This window comes from Burkholderia crassaminum (genome assembly GCF_964265005.1).
Lineage (GTDB): Bacteria > Pseudomonadota > Gammaproteobacteria > Burkholderiales > Burkholderiaceae > Burkholderia.
In genome coordinates this window covers 63,724-85,961 of the sequence record NZ_OZ183800.1, presented here as the reverse complement: position 1 = coordinate 85,961, position 22,238 = coordinate 63,724, and the positions used below count along the sequence as shown (strand labels likewise).

Annotated in this window: 15 protein-coding genes; 6 read left to right on the top strand and 9 right to left on the bottom strand. The window is 65.4% G+C overall.

Features of this window, described 5'->3' with window-relative positions:
- Positions 1 to 340 precede the first annotated feature (340 nt).
- Both ACPTTF_RS17490 and ACPTTF_RS17485 read left to right on the top strand, forming a co-directional pair.
- On the top strand, positions 341 to 1,699 hold the full coding sequence (locus ACPTTF_RS17490) for an aspartate aminotransferase family protein (RefSeq protein WP_423367543.1): 1,359 nt from the start codon (positions 341 to 343) through the stop codon (positions 1,697 to 1,699).
- A 644-nt stretch (positions 1,700 to 2,343) separates the two neighbouring features.
- On the top strand, positions 2,344 to 4,170 hold the full coding sequence (locus ACPTTF_RS17485; protein WP_423367542.1) for an amidohydrolase: 1,827 nt from the start codon (positions 2,344 to 2,346) through the stop codon (positions 4,168 to 4,170).
- A 73-nt stretch (positions 4,171 to 4,243) separates the two neighbouring features.
- On the opposite strand, the gene ACPTTF_RS17480 is transcribed toward ACPTTF_RS17485, so the two are convergent.
- Both ACPTTF_RS17480 and ACPTTF_RS17475 read right to left on the bottom strand, forming a co-directional pair.
- Positions 4,244 to 5,431 carry a M20 aminoacylase family protein gene (locus ACPTTF_RS17480; protein WP_423367541.1) on the bottom strand — a complete coding sequence of 396 codons (1,188 nt, stop codon included), beginning with the start codon at positions 5,429 to 5,431 and terminating at the stop codon, positions 4,244 to 4,246.
- A 79-nt stretch (positions 5,432 to 5,510) separates the two neighbouring features.
- On the bottom strand, positions 5,511 to 6,743 hold the full coding sequence (locus ACPTTF_RS17475; RefSeq protein ID WP_423367540.1) for a diaminopropionate ammonia-lyase: 1,233 nt from the start codon (positions 6,741 to 6,743) through the stop codon (positions 5,511 to 5,513).
- A gap of 178 nt (positions 6,744 to 6,921) precedes the next feature.
- Here ACPTTF_RS17475 and ACPTTF_RS17470 point away from each other — a divergent pair, with 178 nt between their 5' ends.
- Complete coding sequence (locus tag ACPTTF_RS17470; protein WP_423367539.1) at positions 6,922 to 7,398, top strand: Lrp/AsnC family transcriptional regulator; 477 nt, start codon at positions 6,922 to 6,924, stop codon at positions 7,396 to 7,398.
- 71 nt (positions 7,399 to 7,469) lie between these two features.
- Here the strand turns inward: ACPTTF_RS17470 and ACPTTF_RS17465 are convergent, their stop codons facing one another.
- The 7 genes from ACPTTF_RS17465 to ACPTTF_RS17435 all read right to left on the bottom strand — a co-directional run bounded on the left by ACPTTF_RS17465 (position 7,470) and on the right by ACPTTF_RS17435 (position 16,975).
- A complete protein-coding gene (locus ACPTTF_RS17465; RefSeq protein ID WP_423367538.1) occupies positions 7,470 to 9,194 on the bottom strand; it encodes a tannase/feruloyl esterase family alpha/beta hydrolase in 1,725 nt (574 codons plus the stop codon).
- A 28-nt stretch (positions 9,195 to 9,222) separates the two neighbouring features.
- Positions 9,223 to 10,371, bottom strand: a complete 1,149-nt coding sequence (locus ACPTTF_RS17460) for a porin (RefSeq protein ID WP_166955889.1) — start codon at positions 10,369 to 10,371, stop codon at positions 9,223 to 9,225.
- A gap of 67 nt (positions 10,372 to 10,438) precedes the next feature.
- Positions 10,439 to 11,644: a 3-(3-hydroxy-phenyl)propionate transporter MhpT gene (mhpT, locus tag ACPTTF_RS17455; RefSeq protein WP_423367537.1), complete on the bottom strand. Its 1,206-nt coding sequence runs from the start codon at positions 11,642 to 11,644 to the stop codon at positions 10,439 to 10,441.
- Between the two features lie 347 nt (positions 11,645 to 11,991).
- Positions 11,992 to 13,905 carry a feruloyl-CoA synthase gene (locus ACPTTF_RS17450; RefSeq protein ID WP_423367536.1) on the bottom strand — a complete coding sequence of 638 codons (1,914 nt, stop codon included), beginning with the start codon at positions 13,903 to 13,905 and terminating at the stop codon, positions 11,992 to 11,994.
- Positions 13,902 to 15,350 carry an aldehyde dehydrogenase gene (locus tag ACPTTF_RS17445; RefSeq protein ID WP_423367535.1) on the bottom strand — a complete coding sequence of 483 codons (1,449 nt, stop codon included), beginning with the start codon at positions 15,348 to 15,350 and terminating at the stop codon, positions 13,902 to 13,904. The genes ACPTTF_RS17450 and ACPTTF_RS17445 overlap by 4 nt, the downstream gene beginning before the upstream one ends.
- Before the next feature lie 58 nt (positions 15,351 to 15,408).
- On the bottom strand, positions 15,409 to 16,239 hold the full coding sequence (locus tag ACPTTF_RS17440; protein WP_423367534.1) for a p-hydroxycinnamoyl CoA hydratase/lyase: 831 nt from the start codon (positions 16,237 to 16,239) through the stop codon (positions 15,409 to 15,411).
- A gap of 232 nt (positions 16,240 to 16,471) precedes the next feature.
- Positions 16,472 to 16,975: a MarR family winged helix-turn-helix transcriptional regulator gene (locus ACPTTF_RS17435; RefSeq protein WP_423367533.1), complete on the bottom strand. Its 504-nt coding sequence runs from the start codon at positions 16,973 to 16,975 to the stop codon at positions 16,472 to 16,474.
- A 233-nt stretch (positions 16,976 to 17,208) separates the two neighbouring features.
- Here ACPTTF_RS17435 and ACPTTF_RS17430 point away from each other — a divergent pair, with 233 nt between their 5' ends.
- From ACPTTF_RS17430 to ACPTTF_RS17420, 3 genes are read left to right on the top strand one after another with little or no spacing between them, the layout of a single operon-like run.
- Positions 17,209 to 17,478 (top strand): PAAR domain-containing protein, encoded by a 270-nt coding sequence (locus ACPTTF_RS17430; RefSeq protein WP_423367532.1) that lies wholly within the window; start codon positions 17,209 to 17,211, stop codon positions 17,476 to 17,478.
- Complete coding sequence (locus tag ACPTTF_RS17425; protein WP_423367531.1) at positions 17,479 to 21,333, top strand: type VI secretion system Vgr family protein; 3,855 nt, start codon at positions 17,479 to 17,481, stop codon at positions 21,331 to 21,333. It begins immediately after the preceding gene.
- A 1-nt stretch (position 21,334) separates the two neighbouring features.
- Positions 21,335 to 22,174, top strand: coding sequence for a hypothetical protein (locus ACPTTF_RS17420; RefSeq protein WP_423367530.1), 840 nt, complete (start codon positions 21,335 to 21,337; stop codon positions 22,172 to 22,174).
- The last annotated feature ends 64 nt before the right edge of the window (positions 22,175 to 22,238 follow it).

Sequence of the window (22,238 nt, the reverse complement as noted above, 5' to 3'; positions counted from 1 at the left end):
CGATATGCCCAGCCGCATGCGCGAACGGTCGAGTTGGCCGGATGCCACCTCGATCGCCGCCAGGATGCGATCGCCCGCCTTTACCGGCCGGCTCTGATGCCTCCCTCCCGCCACGGCATGCAATAACGATAGGTGACGAAAAGCCCATTAAAAATCCATGGAAACCTGCACGATTCTTTTCGGACTCCATTCACCTGTGCCATCTCGAAATCAAATAGGACACACGCGTCGATCGCACGAATATCCGCCTGCCGCCAATCCGCCTCGGTAATTCCGCCTCTGTTCAGCCCCCCGCCGCCCGCGCTATCGTTTCCGTCACCTTCACAGTCAGGAGCCCCACTTGCCTTCCCGCCACGGAGTCGACCTCATCCGCGCCCGCGCGCTGTTCGATCGCGAGCGTCGTGCCTTCACCGAAGCCATGCCGATCTCCCGCGCGCTCTCCGCGGAAGCATCCGAGCATCTGCTGTTCGGCGTGCCGTTGCACTGGATGCAGGACTGGTCGACACCGTTCTCGCTGTACGTGAAGGAAGCGCGCGGCGCGACGTTCACCGACGTCGACGGCCATCGCTACGTCGATTTCTGTCTCGGCGATACGGGTGCGATGTTCGGCCATGCGCCCGAACCGGTCGCGCGCGCGCTCGTCGAACAGGCGACGCGCGGCTACACGACGATGCTGCCGAGCGAGGACGCCGCGTGGGTGTCGCGCGAACTCGCGCGCCGCTTCAAGCTGCCGGTCTGGCAGTTCGCGCTGAGCGCGAGCGACGCGAACCGCTTCGTGCTGCGCTGGGCGCGCGCGGCCACCGGCCGCAACACGATCGTCGTGTTCAACGGCTGCTATCACGGCACGGTCGACGACGTTTTCGTCGATCTCGTCGACGGCCGCCCGGTGCAGCGCGACAGCCTGCTCGGGCAGTCGTACGACTTGCTCGCGAACACGCGTGTCGTCGAATTCAACGACCTGGCCGCGCTCGAAGCGGCGCTGAAGGATGGCGACGTGGCATGCGTGCTGGCCGAGCCCGCGATGACGAACATCGGGATGGTGCTGCCCGACCCGGGCTTCTGGGAGGCGGCACGCGAACTGACGCGCCGCTACGGTACGCTGCTCGTGATCGACGAGACGCACACAATCAGCAGCGGCCCGGGCGGCTACGCCGTCGCGCACGATCTCGAAGCGGACATGCTGGTGGTCGGCAAGCCGATCGCGGGCGGTGTGCCGTGCGCGGTGTACGGATTCAGCGCCGAATTCGCGGAACGCGCGAAGCAAGCGAAGCTGAACGCGCCGCCCGGCCATTCGGGCATCGGCACGACGCTCACCGCGAACATGCTCGCGATGCACGCGATGCGCGCGACGCTGGCCGAGGTCGCGACCGACGCCGCGTATGCGCACATGTTCGAAGGTGCCGCGCGGCTGGCGACGGGCCTCGAACACGCGATCGCGAAACACGGGCTGCCGTGGTGCGTGACGCGCATCGGCGCGCGCACCGAATTTCAGTTCGCACCCGAGCCGCCGCGCAACGGCACGATCGCCGGCGCACAGCTCGACAGCGAACTCGAACACATCGTGCACCTGTACCTGCTGAATCGCGGCGTGCTGATCACGCCGTTCCACAACATGATGCTCGTGTGTCCGCAGACGACGGCCGAGGACGTCGATCGGCTGGTCGCGCAGTTCGATGCGTGTCTCGGCGAATTGATGTAACGCCGTGACGCAACGGGCGCGTGCTCGTTGCGTCACGCCGGTCGGCGGTCGGCGGTCGGCGGTCGGCGGTTGCCGATCGTGGGTCGCGGGTCGCGGGTCGCGGGTCGCGGGTCGCCGGTCGCCGGTCGCCGGTCGCGGGTCTTCGGCTCGGGGCCCGCTTGCAACCCCGCTCGGCATGTCGCCGCCCGACGCCGCAGCAAGCACGAACCGCATCACAAGATCGCCGCCATCGCCCCGGTTTCGGGGCCGCGCGCCCGCGCGGCGCTACAGGGTACCCGAATCGTCGAAGCCGCCGCGGCAAACCTGTCCCAAGCGATCTGCCGAGCCGAAGCGAGCCGTGCCCTGCCCGCCGGCGCGACCTTCGGGCCGATCGTCACGCATCCCGCAGGATGGCGTTATGCGTACGGATTTTGATCTTGATCCATGCGCAGGCGGTGTTTATACATACGATTCAGCATTGACGCCGCACCATCGCGTCGCATGCTGCATCCGCGTCATTCGCCCGCGGAGTTCCTGAAGCAAGTCGCACCGATGTCACATGGCTACACGCTGCATTCGTTTCTTCAAATTGATTCGCATTGCGAAACTATACGTAGTGGACAATAAACCAATCCAATGCATTAGAAACCAAAAAGGATCCAATCATGTTTCATCGACACCAGCTCGGATGTGCATGCTGCAGCCCTCATTTGGTCGCAACCGCCCTTGGCCAGGGTGAACACGAATGGCAGGATCTACTCGAGGAATTGAGCCGGACGGAAGCACAGCGGGCACCCGAAGCCGTGATCTTTCATGGTGGGCGCATCTATCCGGACCCTGAAGACACCAGCAAGCTGGTCGAGGCACTCGGCATCGCCGATCACAAGGTCATCGCCGCCGGGACGCTGGATGACGTGCGTCGGCGCGTACGGGAGAAATACCCCGAAGCGCGCGAGCAGACGCTCGATGACGGTCAGACCTTGCTGCCGGGCCTGATCGACCCGCACATGCATATCCTGCCCAGCGCGGTTTTCCAGATCGACCCGTGGGTGGACCTGTCGCCTTTCGAAGATCAAAAGTTGCGCCTCAACTACGGCGAAACGTTTATCCGCTCGCGGCTCAAGGATGCCGTCGACCGAGCGAAGCAACGACAGGAAAAGTGGGTGGGCGGCATTGGCGTCGATCCGTCGCTGATGAGCGAATGGCTGAATATCGACCGTGACTGGCTGAACAATGTCAGCACGGACGTGTGCCTGTTCCTCGTCAATGCGTCCGGGCATCTCGCCTACGCCAACAGCCCCGCGTTGCGAGCCGCCGGGCTCGAGGACAGAGAGCACGACGGCGTGTTGACCGAATCGCAAGTCGGCGAGGTAATGAAATGCATGCCGCAGCCGAAGCCGGCCGATCTGCTTGGCAGCATTCGCAAGGTGTTGCATGACGCGAACAGCCGCGGCATCACCACCCTGTTCGATGCCGGCCTCGGGATGGGAATGGGATATTTCGAAGTGGTCGTGATGAAGGCGCTGGCGAAAACGCCATGGATGACGGTGCGCCTGGGCGCGGCCCTGTTCGGCAACAACGATCTCTGGTCGATGTGGCTGAAGCACTTCAAGCCTCAACTGGACAGCGGGCCCGAGGCCTTGTTTTCGATCCGGGCCATGAAGCTGATTGCCGACGGCTCCAACCAGGGGTTGACCGGCCTGCAACGCCAGCCCTACAAGTGTTGCGATGAACACAGTGTTCCCCACGTGGGACCGAACGGCCTGTTCAACTTCGACCCGATCGAATCACTGGCGCAAATCATGCAAGAAGTCGTCGCTGCCGAATGGCCGATCATGACGCATGCCAATGGCGACGAAGCTATCTCCAACGTCCTGGCGGCCTACCAGCTCGTGCTGAGCAAGGTGCCTCCCGCGCCGTCGATTCCCCCCCAACCCGTGAAACCACCGATCGAGCTGCGCCATCGGATCGAGCATGCGTCGCTGCTCAGCGACGACGACCTGCGCACGATGAAGCGGCTGTCCGTCTCGCCCAGCTTCCTGATCGGCCATGTCGGCTACTGGGGGCGTGCATTCCAGAAGACCATCCTGGGTGAAGAACGCGCGCAGAAGCTCGATCGATGCAAGTCGGCGTTGCGCGAGGGTCTTCGCATCAGCCTGCACAGCGATCGCTTCGTCTCGCCGCTGGGGCCGTTGCGTTATATGGACCAGGCAATCGGGCGGGTCATGGAAGCCGACCCGGAGCAGGCAGTGTTGAATGCAGCCGAATGCCTGAGCCCGCCCGAAGCGCTGCGGGCGGTGACCATCGACGCAGCCTGGCAATGCCACCTGGACGACCAGATCGGCTCCTTGAAAGAAGGGAAGCAGGCCGACCTCGTGATCCTGGAACAGGATCCCCTGCAGGCCAAGCCGGGGCCGTATCAACTGCGCGACATCAAGGTGATGGAGACCTGGGTCAGCGGGCGCAAGGTTTACGACGTGTCAACCCAATAGACCGTCGCGATCCGACACAGTGCGGTTCGGATCGCCGATCATGCGCTTCGTTTCGAAAGACGGCGATCGTCTTTTACCGCGCATGGCGCGGCTCGCGCAACGCGAGCCGCGCCACCGCCTCGAAATACCGCGCGCCGATCGGCAGGATCGCGTCGTTGAAGTCGTACGTCGCGTTATGCAGCGGCACGCCGCCGCAACCACCTGCCTCGCCGTTGCCGATGAACACGAAATTGCCGGGCACGGCCTGCAGGAACGCGCCGAAATCCTCCGAGATCATCATCGGCTGCACGTCGTCATTCACCGCATCCGCGCCCGCGACCTGCGCCGCGGCCTGCACGGCCGTGTCGACCCACTCCGGGGAATTCACCGTCGGCGCGAACTCGTGCGTGTACTCGAACGTGCAGGTCGCACCGTGCGTGCGGCAGATCCCTTCGCTGACCTCGCGCATCCGCGTTTCCAGCAGCGCCTGCACGTCACGCGAATAGCTGCGCGTGTCGCCCTTGATCGTCACGGTCGACGGCAGCACGTTGCGCAGCCCGTCGGTGATGAATTCCGTGCACGAGATCACGGCCTGCTGGCCCGGATCGAGATTGCGCGACACGATCGTCTGCAGCGCGAGCACGACCTGCGCACCGATCACGATCGGATCGATGCCCATGTGCGGGCGCGCCGCATGCGTGCCGCGCCCGTCAATCCGGATCACGAAGTTGTCCTCGCTCGCCATGATGCCGCCCGCGCGCGTCGAGAAGGTCCCCGCGCGCATGCCCGGCATGTTGTGCGCGCCGAAGATCGCGTCGACCGGAAAACGCTCGAACAGCCCGTCGGCCATCATCGCCTTCGCGCCGCGGCCATGTTCTTCAGCCGGCTGGAAAATGAAACGCACCGTACCGTCGAAATCCTTGCGCTCGGCCAGCAGTTGCGCGGCGCCGAGCACCATCGACATGTGGCCGTCGTGCCCGCACGCATGCATCTTGCCGGGCGTGCGCGACGCATGTTCGCGGCCCGGTGCGTGCTCGGCGATGTTCAGCGCGTCCATGTCCGCGCGGATGCCGATCGCGCGCTTGCCGGTGCCGACCGTCAGGTTCGCGACGAGCCCCGTGCCGCCGATCCCCCGATGCACGTCGAGCCCGAGTGTCGTCAGGATGCGCGCGACGTAGTCCGACGTGTTCACTTCTTCGAATCCCGTCTCCGGATGCTGGTGCAGGTGGCGGCGCCAGGTCTTCAGTTGCCCCTGCAGCGTGCTTTCTTCGATTGCGTCCATTGCGTTTGCCTCGTCGGTCGTAGTCGGTCGTAGTCGGTCGTAGTCGGTCGTAGTCGGTCGTAGTCGGTCGTGATGCCGGTCAGGCCGCGACCGCCGCGCGGTCCAGCCAGTCGCGCTGCCGCGCGAGCACAGCGTCGGCCGTCTCGCCGACGCAGCTCCGGTACACGGACGGCGCCGTCGCGCCTTCCGTATTGATCGCCAGCACGCGCGAATGCGCGTCGAGCCCCACCTGCCGCGCGAGCACCGGGTCGCGCATCAGCACCTCGAGCCCCGCGACGCCCGCCGCGCCCGATTCGCCCGCCACGAGCGGCACGTCGCGTTCGCTGCCGGCCGCGAGGCCGCGCATCGCCTGCACCGCGTCTTCGTCGTCGATCAGCATGAAGTGGTCGATGCACATCTCGAGGAAATCCCACGCAAGCGGCGACGCCTCGCCGCACGCGAGCCCGGCCATCACCGAATCGACGTTGCCGGTTGCCCTGGTCGCCCGCCCTGCCAGTGCGCTCTGGTACAGGCAATCGGCCTGGCGCGGCTCGACGACGATGAAATGCGGCCGCTGCACGCCGTCGCGCTCCCACAGATAACTCGCGACGCCCGCGGCGAGACCGCCCACGCCGCCCTGCAGCAACACATGCGTAAAAGGCCGCCCGTCGTCCTGCGCCGCCTGCGCGGCGGCCTCGGCGGCGATCACGCCGTAACCCTGCATCACGTCGCGCGGAATCGCTTCGTAGCCGTCGTACGACGTATCCGACACGACATACCAGCCGTTCGCCTGCGCGAGCTGCGCCGCGCAGACCACCGACTCGTCGTAGTTCCCCGCGATGCGCACGATCCGCGCGCCGTACGCAGAGATCGCGCGCTCGCGCTCGGCGTCGACGTTCGCGTGCAGCACGATCACGCACCCGCAGCCGATCGCGCGCGCGGCGGCGGCCAGCGCACGGCCGTGATTGCCGTCGGTCGCGCTGATCACCGTCAGGTCGGCGAGCTGCGCCGCATAGCGGCCGGTGACGAGCCCTTGCGGATCGAGATCCTGCGTACGGCGCAGCCGCTTCACGAGCCGCACCAGCGCGATCGGCGCGCCGAGCGCCTTGAAGCTGCCGAGCGGCGAGCGGCACGACTCGTCCTTCACGCTGACGCTCGCGACGCCAAGCCGCGCGGCGAGATCGGGCAGCGCGCGCAGCGGCGTGCGCGCGTTGCCGACGAGCGGCCAGTGCGACAGCCATGCGCCGCTTTCGTCGGCCGATGCGATGTTCATCACGCGGCGCAGCGCGTGGGGATAGGCGGCGCGCGATGCGCGGGGGTTGGCGATCAGCATGGCGAAAGGCTCCGGAACAGGACCGCGCCGGCGGCCCGTCAGGTGAGTCGGATCGGGCAAGCGCGGGTTGCGTTCGCCGTCGGTACGAAAATAATATTGCGCATGCCGGTCAATAAAATCGCCGAATCGACCGTCCAGACGCAAAAATTTCTCATTTTTCGAGGCTTCACGCGCCATCATGACCACCCCACTCGATACGTTCGATCGCAAGCTGCTGATGGAAATCCAGCGCGACGCGCAGACGCCGCAAGCCGAGCTCGGCGCGCGCGTCAACCTGTCGACCGCGGCTGTGAACCGGCGTCTGAAACGTCTCGCGGACGACGGCGTGATCGAGCGCTACACGGCCATCGTCGCGCCGGACAAGGTCGATCATCCGCTGACGATCGTCGTCAACGTCGAGGTCGAAAGCGAGCAGATCGACCAGCTCGACGCGATGAAGCACGCGTTCGAGCGCTGCCCGCAGATCCAGCAGTGCTACTACGTGACGGGGGAATGGGATTTCGTGCTGATCCTGGCCGTGCGCAACATGGATCAGTACAACGCGCTCACGCGCGAGCTGTTCTTCGCGAACAACAACGTGAAGCGGTTCAAGACGCTCGTGAGCATGAGCCGCGTGAAGGTCGGGCTCGAGGTGCCGGTCGATCTCGGCGAGTGAGTGAGCGGTTGCACACATGAAGCGGCCGGCACGCAATCGCAAGCGCCGGCCGCTTCCCATCGACGGCTACCTCAACGGCAACTGAAACTCGCGCCCGAATTCAGGTCGCCCGAGCCGTTGTAGCGCGCCACCTGCGGATACGGGCACAGCGGCCGCGTGCGTCCGGCGCCCCACGACGCCGGCACATCCGCATTCGGCACCTCGTTGGTCGCATCGCGCGCGGCGGCCACCACCGCGCCGGGCGCCTGCCCCTGCTCGACCCACGCGACGAGCGGCGTCAGCAGGTCGAACTGGTCGGCCGCCGGCCCGCCCGAGCAGTGGTTCATCCCCGGCACCGGGTAAAAGCGCGCGAAATCCGACGCGTCGCCGCCGTTCGCCTGGGCAACCCGCGCGTACCAGTCGCGCGTGTCGTCGGACGAGAACACCGGGTCGCCCGTGCCGTGATAGACGAGCAGCTTCGCACCGCGCGCCTTCAGCGCGGACAGGTTCGTCTCGTCGGGCGGCGTCATGAACGTCCACGCGGATTGCGCGTATGTGCCGTTCGTCGCGAAGATCGCCGGCGCATCGTTGTCCATGTCGAAGCCGAGCGCGAAACCGGGCAGGTTCGCGAGCGTCGCGGCGGTCTTCGGCGGCGTCATGAACGTGAACGCCATCGCGGCCGGATCGAGCGTGATCGAATTCGACTGCTTCCACGCGGCCCAGCCACTGCCGGCAATGCCCGGATCGTACGGAAAGCCCGCGTAGAGTGCCGTGCCCGCGCTGTTGCGTGCGCCCGTGAATACGTTCTCGAGCGCGGTCTTCTGTGCAGGCGTCAGACAGGCGCCGGTGCGCGTGCCGTTCGCGCAGGTCGGAATATCGGCATCGACGCTGAAGTGCGCCTGGCACGCGGCCACGTCCTGCACCATTCCGTCGGCCGCGCCGTCGAGCGCATCGCATTTCTCGAGGATCTTCGCGCCGACGAACTGCCGCTCGGAATCGGTGAAGCCGCTGCGGATGTCCGGCAGCCCGTTCGATCCGGTCGCCGATGCGATCTTCGCGAACTGCTGCGCGCCGTACATCTCGCCGATCGCCGCCTTCGGCAGATGAAAGCCCGGATCGCCCGCGATGATGCCGTCGTAGTCGGCCGGGTTGCGCACCGCCGTGACCATCGCGTGACGGCCGCCGTTCGAGCAGCCGTCGAAATAGCTGCGGTCGGGCGCCTTGCCGTACGCGAGCCGGATCACCTGCTTCGCCATCGGCGTGAGCGCGTCGACCGCGCCGTAGCCGTAGTCGATGCGAGCCTGCGGATCGACGCCGAACAGCGGATTCTGCGTGGCACTGTGCCCGGAATCCGAACTGATCACCGCGAAACCCAGGTTCAGCGCGTCGTTCAGCGGCCCGCCGCCGCCGATCTCGCCGGTCGCGGTCACGACGTTGCCGTCGAGCCCGCCGTTCGCCTGGTAGAAGAAGCGGCCATTCCACGCCTTCGGCAAGCGCATTTCGAAGCCGATTGCATAGGTCTGGCCGTCGACCGCGCTCACGCGCTCGTTCATCTTCCCTTCGATCACGCAGTGCTCGGCGATCGGTTTGCCGGCTACCGTGAGCGCGCCTGCGGCTGCGGTCGTCACTGACGTGAACGACGTGTTCGCATACGCGAGCTTCGCGGCAAGCGCGTCGCAGGTCTGGGTCATGGCGGCCGGTGTCGCGGCGCTCAGGTGTGTCGGCGTGGCGCTGACCGAATCGTCGCCGCCGCAACCGGCGAGCATGGCCGCCGCGGACAGCGGCGCGATACAAAGGAATGCAGATTTTCTGTTCAAAGTATCTCCCGTTCGTCAGGCTGCCGGATCAGAACATGTGCCGCACGCCAACCATCGCGCCGAGCTGCCCCATCCCTTCGCCGGGTGTCGTACCGGCCCCACCGCCGCTGACCGCGTAGCGCGCATGCGCGCTGTTCCACAGATACGACGATTGCGCATAGACGGCCGTGCGCTTGGTCAGCAGATAGGTCGCGCGCAACGTGGCCATCGTCGCGCGCGTGTCGTGCGCGCTGTTGACGATCCGGTAGCCTTCGCCGTCGACGACGAAATCGGGCTTGACCGCATACGACGCCCCGATGAAGAAGAGATCGGAATGTGCGCCGGCCTCAGCCGGCGAACCCGTCGACACGCGCCGCCCGATCCAGCCCGCGCCGATCCGCGCGCCCGCTGCCTGCGCGTAGGCGCTCACGTGCGTGCGCGCGTCCTTGCCGCCGCTGCTCGTGAAGGCGACCGGCGCGATGCCGTCGAAGAAGTTCGCGGCCGCGCCGGTGCCGCCGCGTTGCTCCTCGTACGACGCCGCCGCACCGAAATACGCGCTGTCGTACTTGAGCATCACCGACCAGTCGCGACACTGCGTGGCGTCGCCCGGCACCTGCCCCGCGCACGTGCCCTGCCCCGGCGAGTTGCCGGTGCCCGCGCTGTCGCGGCCGAACGAATACGCTGCGCCGAGCGTCACGCCGCGATAGGTGCCGACGTAGGTCACCGCATTGTCGGCGCGGCCGTTCGGCACGTAGGCATCGAGCGAACCGAGCCCGTAGATGTCGGGGCCGATGATGTCCGCGCCCTGCAGCGCGAGGTAGGTCATCGTGTACTGGCGGCCGAACGCGAGCGTGCCGAAGCCGCCCTTCAGCCCGACGAATGCCTGCCGTCCGAACAGCCGGCCGCCCTGCCCGAGATCGCCGCCGCGCACGTTGAAGCCGCTTTCGAGCGTGAACACAGCCTGATAGCCGCCGCCGAGGTCCTCCGCGCCGCGCAGCCCCCAGCGTGACGGCAGCTCGCCCGTCACGCCCGGCATGCGCACCACGTGGTCGCCGGCCGCGTTCGCGTGCGACACGAACTCGATGCCTGTGTCGATGATCCCGTACAGCGTCACGCTCGACTGCGCGTGCGCCGCCGGGGCGGCGAGCGCGCAGCATGCGCCCGCGGCCAGCAGGCCGTTCCTGGTGTTCTTTTTCATGTCGTTGTGTCTCCAGACCTCGAGTAATCGCGCGCTCTGACGGCACGCATTGAAGAAACGGGAAATGTCAGTCGTCGGCTTGCGGGCGGCGAATCAGCACCAGCGCGGCGACGGCCGCGACGAGCGTGACGGGGATGCTCGCGCCGATCACGACCGGCGCGCTGCGGCCGGCGGCGAGCAGCGTCGCGGCCGCGAGCGGCCCGACGACGGAGCCGAGCCGGCCAACGGCCACCGCCGCGCCGACACCCGTGCCGCGCATCGCGGTCGGGTAGTAGATCGCCGCAAGCGCATACAGCACCGACTGCCCGCCGACCACGAACATCCCGGCCGCGAACGCGGCCGCCGCGAGCGACGCGAAGCCGGGCGCGGCCGCGAGCGCGGCGAGCGACAGCACGATCCCCACATACATGCCGCCGACCACGCGCGACGCGCGCATCCGGTCAAGCGCCGCGCCGATGCCGAGCGCGCCGAGCCCCGCGCCGACGTTGAACGCGATCTGCACGAGGCCGACGTGCTCGCGATCGAGCCCGCGCGCGGCCATCAGCGACGGCAGCCAGTTCAGCAGGAAGTAGAGGACGATCAACGTGCAGAAGTAGCTGACCCACAGCGCGATCGTCGACGTCGTGCGGCCGTCGCCGAACAGCGTCCGTCCGACGCTCGCGCGCGCGGCCTGCGTGCCGGCGACGTCGAGATACGCGCGCGACTCCGGCAGGCACCACACCAGCAGCGGCACGAGCAGCAGCGGCCCCGCGCCGCCGACGTAGAAGATGTGCCGCCATTCGGTGTCGCCGGCGAGCAGCACGCCGATCAGCGACGCGATCACGCCGCCGAACGGGATGCCGCAGTACATCGTCGCCACCGCGCTGCTGCGCGAGCGCGGCTCGACCGCTTCGGACGAAAGCGCGATCAGGTTCGGCATCGCGCCGCCGAGGCCGATGCCGGTCAGCACGCGCACGACGACCAGCATCGCGAAGCTCGACGCCTGTGCGGTGGCGATCGACAACAACCCGAACAGCGCGACCGACGCGATCAGCACGCGCTTGCGGCCGATGCGGTCGGCGAGCCGACCGCCGAGCATCGCGCCCGGCAGCAGCCCGAAGGTGCCCGCGCTGAACGCGATGCCCATCTGCGATACGGTGAGCCCGAATTCGCGCGCCATGCGCGGTGCGGCGACGCCGACCGATTGCAGGTCGAGCCCTTCGAGGAGGGCGATCGCGAAACACAACGCGAGCGTGGTCGCGACCGCGGGTTTTTCAGCAACGTAAGTGTTCATCCTGTCTCCTGTCTCCGGTCGGCTGGAGTGAGTGCTTCAGCACTTGTGTCGGCTGGAGTCGGTGCTTCAGCACTTACTCCGGCCCCATGCTTTGCATCCAGCCCCTTGCTTTGCATCCGGCGCCATGCACCGCGATCCGATGTCTTGTCTTGTAGTCGTTCGGCCCTGCAACGGCCGCCGCGCGCCGCCGCCGGCCAATGGCGAAGCGGCGCGCGAGGTGTCGTCCGAACGACCGCCTTTATCAGGTAGCCTGATTAACTGGCCGCAAGCATGCCTGCCGGCCCCGTGGCCGGCCGGTCGTTACGCCTGCTCGTAGCTGCTTGTACCTGCTCGTGCCCGCTGACTGCTTACGCGTAAATCACGTCGGGATCGCGCCGCGCCGGGTCGTACAGCGCGTCGATCGTCGCCGCGCGATGCTTCTGCACGGCCGCCTGGTTCAGCGAACCCTTGTCGGTCGCTTCGCCGAGATCGAGTGACGGCGGCGTGTCGATCAACCGGATGCGCGCGACGAACGTCGAGCCACCGCTCGCATGCCGGTTCAGCGCGGCAAGCCAGGTCCCGAATGCCGCGCGCACGGCCGGTGCGCGCAGCACGTCGGCGACCGGTGCGTCGGCAGCAAGCCCCGCCAGCGCACGACACGCATCGACACGCGGAAACACCAGCAAGCCGATGTCGTCGCGATTGATCCCGGTGACGACCACGTCCTGCACGTACGGCGCCCCGCTCGACACCGCGTTCGCACGCAATGGCCCGACACTCACGAACGTGCCGCTGCTCAGCTTGAAATCCTCGGTCAACCGGCCGTCGAACAGCAGCCCGAGTTCCGGCCGATCAGGATCGGCAAACACGCCCGCGTCGCCGCTGCGGTAATAGCCTTCGTCGTCGAACACGTCGCGCGGATCGACGTCCGCGTGCCAGTAGCCGCGCATCACGTTCGGCCCCTTGAAACGCAGTTCGAGCTTGCCGCCGCACGGCACGAGCTTCGCGTCGCAGCCGGGCGCGGGCAGCCCGATATAGCCGGCGCGCATCAGCGGCCCCGTCGTGAACAGGCACGACGGCGACGCCTCCGTCATCCCGAGGCCGGCCATGATCCGGATGCGTTCACCGCAATGCCCGTGGGTCACGCGGTCGAGCCGGTCCCACGCGGCCTGCGACAGCCCCGCGCCACCGAAGAAATACAGCTTCACGCGCGAGAAGAACGTGTCGCGCAGCGCGGCATCGCGTTCGAGCGCGGCGGTCAGCTCTTCCCAGCCCTTCGGCACGTTGAAGTAGATCGTCGGCGCGATCTCGCGCAGGTTGCGCACGGTTTCGTCGAAGCGACCGGGTACCGGACGGCCGTCGTCGATGTACAGCGTGCCGCCGTTGTACAGCGCGATGCCGAGGTTGTGACTGCCGCCGAACGTGTGATTCCACGGCAGCCAGTCGACCAGCACCGGTGGTTCGCGTGTCAGCTCGGGCATCGTCTGGCGCAGCATCTGCTGGTTGCTGCACAGCATCCGGTGCGTGGTCGGCACGGCCTTCGGCTGCTTCGTCGAACCGGACGTGAACAGGATCTTCGCGAGATGGTCGGGGCCGACAGCCGCATGGATTTCGTCGATCGTGCGCGGGACGGTGGCGAGCAGGCGTGACAGCGGCACCGCGCGGCCCTCGGCATCGGCATCGGCATCGGCGTCGGCATCGTGCGCGACGATCAGCGCCGCATCGGCCGGCAGCGTCGCGTCGAGCGCGCGCGTGAACGGCGCGCGTTCGGCGACGAACACCGCGCCCGGACGCAGCACGCCGAGCGTGTGACGCAACTTGCCGTAGTCGGTCGACACCAGCGAATACGCGGGAGAAATCGGTGAGTACGGTACGCCGGCCAGCATCGCCGCGAACATCAGTTGCAGATGCTCGAGATCGTTGCCGGACAGCACCGCGAGCGGACGCTCGGCCGACAGGCCGAGATCGACGAGACCCTGGCCGATCGCGCGAGCGCGTTTGAGCATCTGCGCGTAGGTGATCTCGATCCAGTGGCCGTCGGCACCGCGCCGCGCGGCCAGCACGCGGTCGGGATGCGCTTGCGCGCCGCGCACGAGGCAATCCGTCAGGCGCGTCGGGTAATCGTCGAGCGGTTCGCGCGAGCGCAGGTACCACGCGCCGTTGTCCGCGCGACGAATCTCGGCCGCGCCGACGGCGACGGCCGCCGCGCGATAGCGTACGCCGCCCGTGTCGTTCACCGGCCCGCTCGCGGGCGTCGCAACATTCATCGTCGGCTCGCTCATAACGGGTAGTGACGCGGCGTGGTCTGCACGGTGATCCAGCGCAGCTCGGTGAATTCGGCGATCGACGCGCGGCTGCCGAAGCGGCCATAGCCGCTCGCCTTCGTGCCGCCGAACGGCATCTGCGCCTCGTCGTGCACGGTAGGGCCGTTGATGTGGCAGATCCCCGATTCGATCCGGCGCGCCACCGCCATCGCGCGCGCGACATCGCGGCTGAACACGCTCGCCGACAGCCCGAACTCGCTGTCGTTCGCGAGCGCGACCGCTTCGTCGTCGCTGTCCGCGCGCAGGATCGCGACCACCGGCGCGAACGATTCCTCGCGATACAGCCGCATGTCGCGCGTGACGCCATCGACGATCGCGGGTTGCATCGTCGCGCCTTCGACGCGGCAGCCGAGCGGCAGCTGCGCGCCATGCGCACGCGCGTCCTCGACGAGCGAGGCTGCGCGCGCGGCGGCCGACGCATCGACCATCGTGCCGAGCGGATGGCCTGCGAGCGGATCGCCCGCGACCAGCGTGCGCGCCTTCGCGGCGAGGCGTGCGACGAGCGCATCGGCAATCGGCCGCGCGGCGATCACACGCTCGGTCGACATGCAGATCTGCCCCTGGTTGAAGAACGCACCGAACGCGATCGCATCGACGGCCGCGTCGAGATCGGCATCGTCGAGCACGAGCACGGGCGCCTTGCCGCCCAGTTCGAGCAGCACGGGTTTCAGGTGTCCGGCCGCGTGGCGCGCGATGATGCGCCCGACGTGCGTCGACCCGGTGAAGTTGATCCGCTTCACGTGCGGATGCGCGATCATCCGTTCGACGAGTTCGGGTGCATCGGCCGCCGCATGTGTGATCACGTTGACGACGCCCGCACCGAGCCCCGCTTCGCCCAGCACCGCGCCGATCAGCGCGTGCACGCCGGGGCATGCTTCGGATGCCTTCAGCACCACCGTGTTGCCGCACGCGAGCGGCATCGCCAGCGCACGCGTGCCGAGGATCACCGGCGCGTTCCACGGCGCGATACCGAGCACCACGCCGCACGGCACGCGCATCGCGAGTGCGAGATTGCCGGGCACGTCGGACGGGATCACGTCGCCCGCGATCTGCGTCGTCATCGACGCGGCCTCGCGCAGCATGTTCGCCGCGAGCGTCACGTTGAAGCCGAGCCAGCCCGGCGTCGCGCCCGTCTCGGCGACGCCCGTCGCGATGATCTCGTCGATGCGCGCGTCCATCAGGTCGGCCGCCTTCAGCAGCCGTCGGCGCCGCTCGGTCGGCGCGAGCGCCGCCCACGCGGGGAACGCGCGGTGCGCGGCGTCGATCGCCGCGTCGGCGTCGGCCAAGCCGGCCGCCGGCGCACGCGACGCGAGCGCGCCGGTCGCGGGGTTGAATCGGTCGAAGGTTCTGCCGTCGCGGGCGGTGCACCACTCACCGGCGATCAGCATTCGTCTGTCGGTCATGTCGTCTCCTGCCTTGCCTGTCTCTTGCGGTTGCGTGGGCGGTTCGTCTGCGCTCGTATCAGCGCTTGTATGCCTGCAGGCCGGGCTTGATCGTCTTGTCGTCGAGGAACTGCTTCAGCCCCTGCTCGCGGCCGCGCTCCGGATCGCGCAGTTGCGCCTGGTCGAGCTTCGCATACAGGTAATCCTCGCACTGCTCCCACGTGAATTCACGCGAACGCTTGAAGCCATGCTTCGCCGCGCGCAGCACGACCGGGTTCTTGTCCATCAGCCGCGCGGCGAGCGCGACCGTCGCGTCGCGTAGGCCGGCCAGCGGCACGCTGCTGTTCACGAGGCCCATTTCCGCCGCGTCCACGCCGGTGAACGTGTCGCCGGTCATGATGTAGTGCAGCGCGCGGCGATGCCCGACCGTGTCCGCCATCGCCTTGCTGACGAGGTTGCCCGGCGGGATGCCCCAGTTGATCTCCGACAGCCCGAACACCGCTTCGTCCGCGGCGATCGCGAGGTCGCACGCGACGAGCGGCGAGAACCCGCCGCCGAAGCACCAGCCGTTCACCATCGCGATCGTCGGCTTGTTGTACATCCGCAGGCGGCGCCACTGCCATTCCGACGCGTCGCGGCGCACCTTTTCCTGCAGCGCGTCGGAGCCGCCGTCGATCTCGCGGAAGTATTCCTTCAGGTCCATGCCGGCCGTCCACGCGGCGCCCGCGCCGGTCAGCACCAGCACCTTCGCTTCGTCGTCGAACTCGACCGCGTCGAGGACTTCCAGCATCTCCCGGTTCAGCGTCGGGCTCATTGCATTGCGCTTGTCCGGACGGTTCAGCGTGACCCATGCGATGCCGGCCTCCACGTTCACTTCCACGGTCTGCCAGCGGTTGTCGTACTTGCTCATATCTGTTCCTGTCGTTCGTTCCTGTGCGATTCGGTGCGCAGCATTCCTGCTGCGGACGGCTTCATTTAATATCAGGCTACCTGATATTGCAAGCGGCACGAGTGGCGGTGTAAACCCGGAGCGGAAGGCGAGAGGAAACGACGGAATCAGGGATCGGTCAGGCGACCGGCGATGGCGCGTACGGAGCGAACGCGGGCCCGACGGGCCCGCGTCGTAGAGATTCGGTAAGCGATCAGCCGCGCAGGTTGCGCGAGAACAGTTCGAGCGCGCGTTGCACGTGCGCGGCGTCGTCGGCGGAGACGTCGCCAAGCATCCGCGTTTCGAGCGGGCGCAGGACGGCTTCACATTCACGCAGCATCGCCGCGCCTTCGTCGGTCAGCGTCAGCAGGATGATGCGGCCGTGCGACGGGTCGGCTTCACGCGTGACGAAACCGCGGGCGGCCATCACGCTCATCACTTCGTTCGCCGATTGCGGCGTGATCCACGAGCGCTCGGCCAGTTGCGCGTTCGACGACGCGCCGCGCGCCTCGAGCACCGACAGCGCCGTGTATTGCGCGAGCGTGATGCCGAGCGGTGCGAGCGCGTCGGTCATGTGGCGGCGCAGCAGCCGGTCGAGACCACCGATCACGTAGGTCAGGCGCTGCTGTACACGCGCCTTCGGCTTGTCGCCCGTCGCGCGGGCGGTGTTCTTTGCGGCGCTTTTCGGGTTCGCGGACTTGGTCGGGGTGGAGCTCATGGCGCGGGCAGGATGGGATTGCGGGCCATCTTACCAGCAGGTCGGGGCTGTGAATCGCATCGTCGCGACATCGACCTCAACGCGCATCCTGTTCAATATGGGCTCGTATCTGTACGACTTTATCAGTCGATTTATTAATTAAATTATCAAAAACGGTCGACTTTCATCTTGAAAATTGTGCAGCGTTTCGATGCGAGGTAAAAGAACGATTTCATTCCTCGCGCGAGTCGTCGATGAAAAACGAGCAAGGCATTGAAATGGTCCGCCTGGGTGACCAAACCGACCACGGTGGCGAAGTCATCGAATGCACGGATGACCTGAAACATCTCGGTATCGGCGTGGCGCTTGAAGGTCATGGCGTTCGTTGTCCGAAATGTGATGGCGTCTTCCCGTTGCTTGCAAGCGGACCGCGCACGCATCGCGGCCGGCGCGTCGGCTATCACGGCGACAAGACCGGTTGCGGCGCGACCGTCATCGGTCAGCGAACAACGGGGGCAGCGTAAATGACGATGATTTCTCAAGCTCGCACGCTGTCACTCGCCGGCGCAGCACTGCCGACCTATGGGATGGATGCGCTACCGGTCTTTGTTCCGGTGCGATTGCAAGGCACCGAAACCATCGGCCGTCTCGATGAATGCCGCTACCTCGTCACGTTGCGAACCGACGACGCCTATGCGGTCTCCCCCAGTCGCACGGCCGATCTCGACCTGGACAAGATGGTCGGCACCGAAGTGACCGTATCGATCCAGCTCGAAGGCAAAGGGCATTTCATTCCCGGGTTGGCGGGGAACGCAGGACTCGGCAATGTCGGCGCGGGCACGCGCGAGATCACCGGATTGGTCGAGGCGGCACGGCTCGCCGGTCAGGATCGCAACGCGATCCTGTATGAACTCGAGTTGCGTCCATGGCTCTATCGCGCGACGCTGACGCAGGATTGCCGCCTGTTTCAGGATATGACCGTCGTCGACATTACCGACGCTGTGCTCTCGAAATATCCTTACCCTGTCGACAAGCGCCTCGGCGCATTCCGGGGTGTCTATCCGAAACGCGACGTGCAGCGGCAAGCATCCGAGACTGATTGGGCGTTCCTGCAACGTCTGTGGGAGGAATGGGGAATCTGGTGGTGGTTCGAGCACGACGATGGTCATCACCGCCTGGTCTTGTGCGACGCGATGGGCGGTCACCGGCCGCATGGCGAAGCCTACGAGACGTTGCGCTATCTGCCGCCCGGCGGTCAGCGCATCGACGAGGAACACATTCGCACGCTGTCCGTAACAAGTCGCCTCACGCCGGGCCGTGTGAACGTGACTGATTACGACTACACGCGCCCGCGTGCGAGGTTGGGCGCGACCGTGGAGAACCCGCGCCCGACTGCCAGCGCCGACGGGGAGATTTACGGCTGGGGGGATTACAGTCAACCGCTGGCAGGCGCTCAGGGGCTGGCAGGCGCCCCGAACGACGTGGATCGCGAAGCCCATCATTTCGCGCGCGTCCAGCTTGAGGCCAAGCTTTGCAAAGGACGACGCACGAACGGCAACGGGCATCTGCGCGGCCTCACGGTCGGCCATACCTTTACGCTTGCCGGTCATCCCCAACGGGCGGCGAACCGTGAATACCTCGTTGTGTCCTGCACGCTCGATATCGAGGAGATCGCAGAGCGAACCGGCGGCGCGCAAACCTATCGCGCAGATGCGCAGTTCGAACTGCTGCCGACTAACGAACCGTTCCGACTGGAGCGCAGCGTCCGCAAGCCCGTCCTGAGCGGACCCGAGAAAGCTATCGTCGTTGGTCCGGCCGGGCAGGAAATCTGGACGGACCAATACGGTCGAGTGAAGGTGCAGTTCGAATGGGATCGCCAGGGCAAGCGCGACGAGCATTCGGGCATCTGGCTGCGCGTGTTGTCCTCATGGCAAGGCATCGACATGGGTGCGACGTTCATCCCGCGTATCGGTCATGAGGTGGCGGTGTCGCACTACCATGGCGACCCGGATTTGCCGGTGATTATCGGCAGTGCCGTCAACGCGTTCCGCCAGCCTGCGCTGGAGCAGCCACACAATCACGCGGTATCGGTCATTCGCGGCAGGGAATTCCAGGGCACGGCATCCGGCCATCTGGCGATCGACGATACGCGTGAGCAAATCCAGACGCAGCTGGCCAGCGACGCGGGGACGTCGCAATTGAGTCTCGGCAATCTCCGACGCATCACCCGAAAGAAGGGGCGCGCCGATGCGCGCGGCAAGGGCTTTGACCTGAGAACCGACGATTGGGGCGTCGTTCGGGCGTTGAAGGGTTTGCTCGTGTCGACGGACGGTCAACCAGGCGGCCCCGGTCATGCGAAGGACGCCGGGGAGGCAATCGGCAGGCTCACGCGGGCGCGTGAACTACAGGAAAGCCTCACGGGCCTGGCGCAGCGGCATCAGGCGCAACAGCACGACGCCGATCAGAGCGACGTCATCCGGGCGATCAAGGCACGCAACGATGCGATTCGGGGAACCCCGACTGGCACGGCGGACGAATTCCCGGAGCTGACGGAGCGCGACCTGGCCGTGTCGGCATCATCGGGGATCAGTCTGGCAGCGGAGCGCACCACACATATCGCGAGCGGCGAGGATGTCGCGGTGACGAGCGGTCGGCATGTCGGAATTGCCGTCGGGCGTTCGCTGTTCGCGAGTGTGTCGAACGCGTTCTCGCTGTTCGTGCACAAGGCGGGCATGGCGCTTGTCGCCGCAGCGGGGAAAGTGCGTATCGAAGCGCGGACCGATGGTGTCGACCTCACCGCGAAGAAAACGGTCACCGTCACGAGTACGACCGACAGCATCCACCTGCATGCGGCAAAGGAAATCGTGCTGCATGCAGGCAGCACCGAAGTGCGTATCAGCGAGCAGGGGTACGTGGTGCGAACGGCCGGCGAGCACACGATCCATGCAGGCAGTCATCAGACGGACGCCGCACAGGTGCGGCCGATGCGCCTGCCGGTCACGCCCGAACATCCGGGGCAGTATGCCGCGCACTTCGTGCTGCTGGAGCATGACAGCGGGTTTGCACTGCCGAACCAGCCGTACCGGGTCACGCTCGATAACGGCCGCGTGATCGAGGGTGTGAGTAATGAGCTGGGCGAAACGGATGTGGTGACAAGTCACGATATTGCGTTCGGCACGGTGGAACTGCTGGCGGCGAGCGACCCGGACAAGGTGATTGCCATCAACCGAGCCGCTATCGTGCGCGATAACACGACGCCCTACACCGCCAAGGCACCGAACGCCGACAAGCGTACCGCAAACATCAAGGGCAAGAAGGTCGGCACCCCGGAGCAGGGGGCCACCTCAGAGAATCAGCCGGCTGCGTTCGCGACCTGCGATCCGCTCAACTTCGGGTTGCGCTTCCATCACTTCATCGACGGGGCCAAGCAAGACGATGTGAAGGCAGATATGCCCGTGCGCCGCGATGTCGAGTATCCGGTGACGAAGAGCTATACGGCGGCGGTCAAGACTGCGCTTCACGGGATTCAGTGGGGCAAGTTTTATACGTTAAGCGGCGAGGTACCAAGCGAGCTAAAGAGCAATATCGCGCTTACAGTTGGCAATATACTGAATGCTGCTCTCCGCACCGGGCCTTTCGGTTTGCCACAAACCAGCACTGGCGACATTTCGACATCAAGCAGCGCACTCCCAAAAATAGACATTATTGACTCCCAAACCGGCCTATTGCGATACAGCATGCGCGTAGACGTTAGTGCATCGTTCGTCGCAAGGGAATGGATTTTGGCTATCCAAGAAAAGGAGATCGCAAAGATAATTTCAGCGATCGGCGACGCAAAGGCACTGGACGGGGCTTTGAAGGCATTTGCCGACCTCCTTTATCATGAAGCACGGCATTGTCAGCAGATGTTCTGGATGATGGCATTATTTAGGCAGCATCCCACCGATTACGCAATATTCTCGCATGCCACAAAAATTTACAGAAACAACACACCTGATGATGTTTTCAAAGAAGCCCTGAAAGCAAAGATTCCCGACGACGCACGGGTGATGGCAGGGCTGCATCGGATGCTGATCTTTCACTACTATTGGACGATTTCCTATATGCAAGACCAAGCAGGCGGAGGCTATGTGAGGTCCGATGTGCCGATTGCACATACTGAAGTCTGCAAGCTATTGAGGGTGTCGCCAGATACGGCGGAGAAGATGGTGAGTTTCGATAAAGGCTATAGGAGCCAGTTACATGAAGAAGATGCCTATGCGTGTGCGGGAGTGGTGCAGGATTATTGGAATATGCCTAATCGCACTTTTGTGCTCAACCCCGGCACATGCACAGGAGGCTATAGCGAATCACTTCGAACCTTTGGGGGAGGGATTTAAAGTGCAGACAACAGCCGACGAACAGCGAACTGCGGTGCTAAGCATTCTCAAAACAGCAATGGCAATCCTACGTGATGATCAGCCATTCGATCCAAGGGATATGCCCTTTGGGAAACTCTTCTCGACATGGACGCAGCAGTCCGCAAGAGGTGCGCTTTATCACTATGCCAATCGCACCCTAGCGTCGACGACGATTGAACTTCTCACCCGCACTGACCCGGAGGATTACAGTGACGATCGATCAAAGGTAAAAATCGTGCCTGCCCAAATAAGAATTCGCCTGAGCCCAATGATCGCCGGCTTACCTGATACAGAAATCAAAGCCCAGCTGCAACTGGAAGACTATTGGGTTGACATAGATGGGAATCGCGAATATGGCAACGAGATAATACCCCGCCACCCGAGCACGCCAAATGCACAGGACTTTCGTTACCGATCAAAAGAAACTTCAAGCAGTAGGTTTCCGGTCGATGTCAATCTTGGTTATGCAAATCCGCTGGATGGTTCGCTTCCTCAGAAGCTTGCAATAATTCAGATAAAACGCGCCTACACGATTCTGACGCCCGAGGAACGCAAGCAGCACCGCCTGGAAGAACAACAAGCGAAGCGCCACAAATACGGGCTGATGAATTTGTGCACCGGCATGCTGTGCCCCGAAACGGGGATATGGCAGGGATATACCAAGACTTCCGATTCGGATATCCATCTGATCCGAAAAGGGCAAAAATTTCCCGACGTTCGCAAGCTGACTCCGCGGGAGCAGGCGGAACGAGGCCAGTACACGAACCTCTTTGAGGCTGGCCAGTGGATGTGGTTGGAAGAATATCAGGAGCGGTCGTAAGCAAGGTGTGACCTGAACCAGCTGGGATTGCTGTCCGCCTGCTAATGGACTTTTCCCGTCAATA

What these genes read in the sequence shown, in the direction of transcription:
- ACPTTF_RS17485 (WP_423367542.1), top strand. Translation starts at nt 2,344, where the DNA reads ATGTTTCATCGACACCAGCTCGGATGTGCATGCTGCAGCCCTCATTTG.
- ACPTTF_RS17480 (WP_423367541.1), bottom strand. Translation starts at nt 5,431, where the DNA reads ATGGACGCAATCGAAGAAAGCACGCTGCAGGGGCAACTGAAGACCTGG.
- ACPTTF_RS17475 (WP_423367540.1), bottom strand. Translation starts at nt 6,743, where the DNA reads ATGCTGATCGCCAACCCCCGCGCATCGCGCGCCGCCTATCCCCACGCG.
- ACPTTF_RS17470 (WP_423367539.1), top strand. Translation starts at nt 6,922, where the DNA reads ATGACCACCCCACTCGATACGTTCGATCGCAAGCTGCTGATGGAAATC.
- ACPTTF_RS17460 (WP_166955889.1), bottom strand. Translation starts at nt 10,371, where the DNA reads ATGAAAAAGAACACCAGGAACGGCCTGCTGGCCGCGGGCGCATGCTGC.
- mhpT (WP_423367537.1), bottom strand. Translation starts at nt 11,644, where the DNA reads ATGAACACTTACGTTGCTGAAAAACCCGCGGTCGCGACCACGCTCGCG.
- ACPTTF_RS17450 (WP_423367536.1), bottom strand. Translation starts at nt 13,905, where the DNA reads ATGAGCGAGCCGACGATGAATGTTGCGACGCCCGCGAGCGGGCCGGTG.
- ACPTTF_RS17445 (WP_423367535.1), bottom strand. Translation starts at nt 15,350, where the DNA reads ATGACCGACAGACGAATGCTGATCGCCGGTGAGTGGTGCACCGCCCGC.
- ACPTTF_RS17440 (WP_423367534.1), bottom strand. Translation starts at nt 16,239, where the DNA reads ATGAGCAAGTACGACAACCGCTGGCAGACCGTGGAAGTGAACGTGGAG.
- ACPTTF_RS17435 (WP_423367533.1), bottom strand. Translation starts at nt 16,975, where the DNA reads ATGAGCTCCACCCCGACCAAGTCCGCGAACCCGAAAAGCGCCGCAAAG.
- ACPTTF_RS17430 (WP_423367532.1), top strand. Translation starts at nt 17,209, where the DNA reads ATGAAAAACGAGCAAGGCATTGAAATGGTCCGCCTGGGTGACCAAACC.
- ACPTTF_RS17425 (WP_423367531.1), top strand. Translation starts at nt 17,479, where the DNA reads ATGACGATGATTTCTCAAGCTCGCACGCTGTCACTCGCCGGCGCAGCA.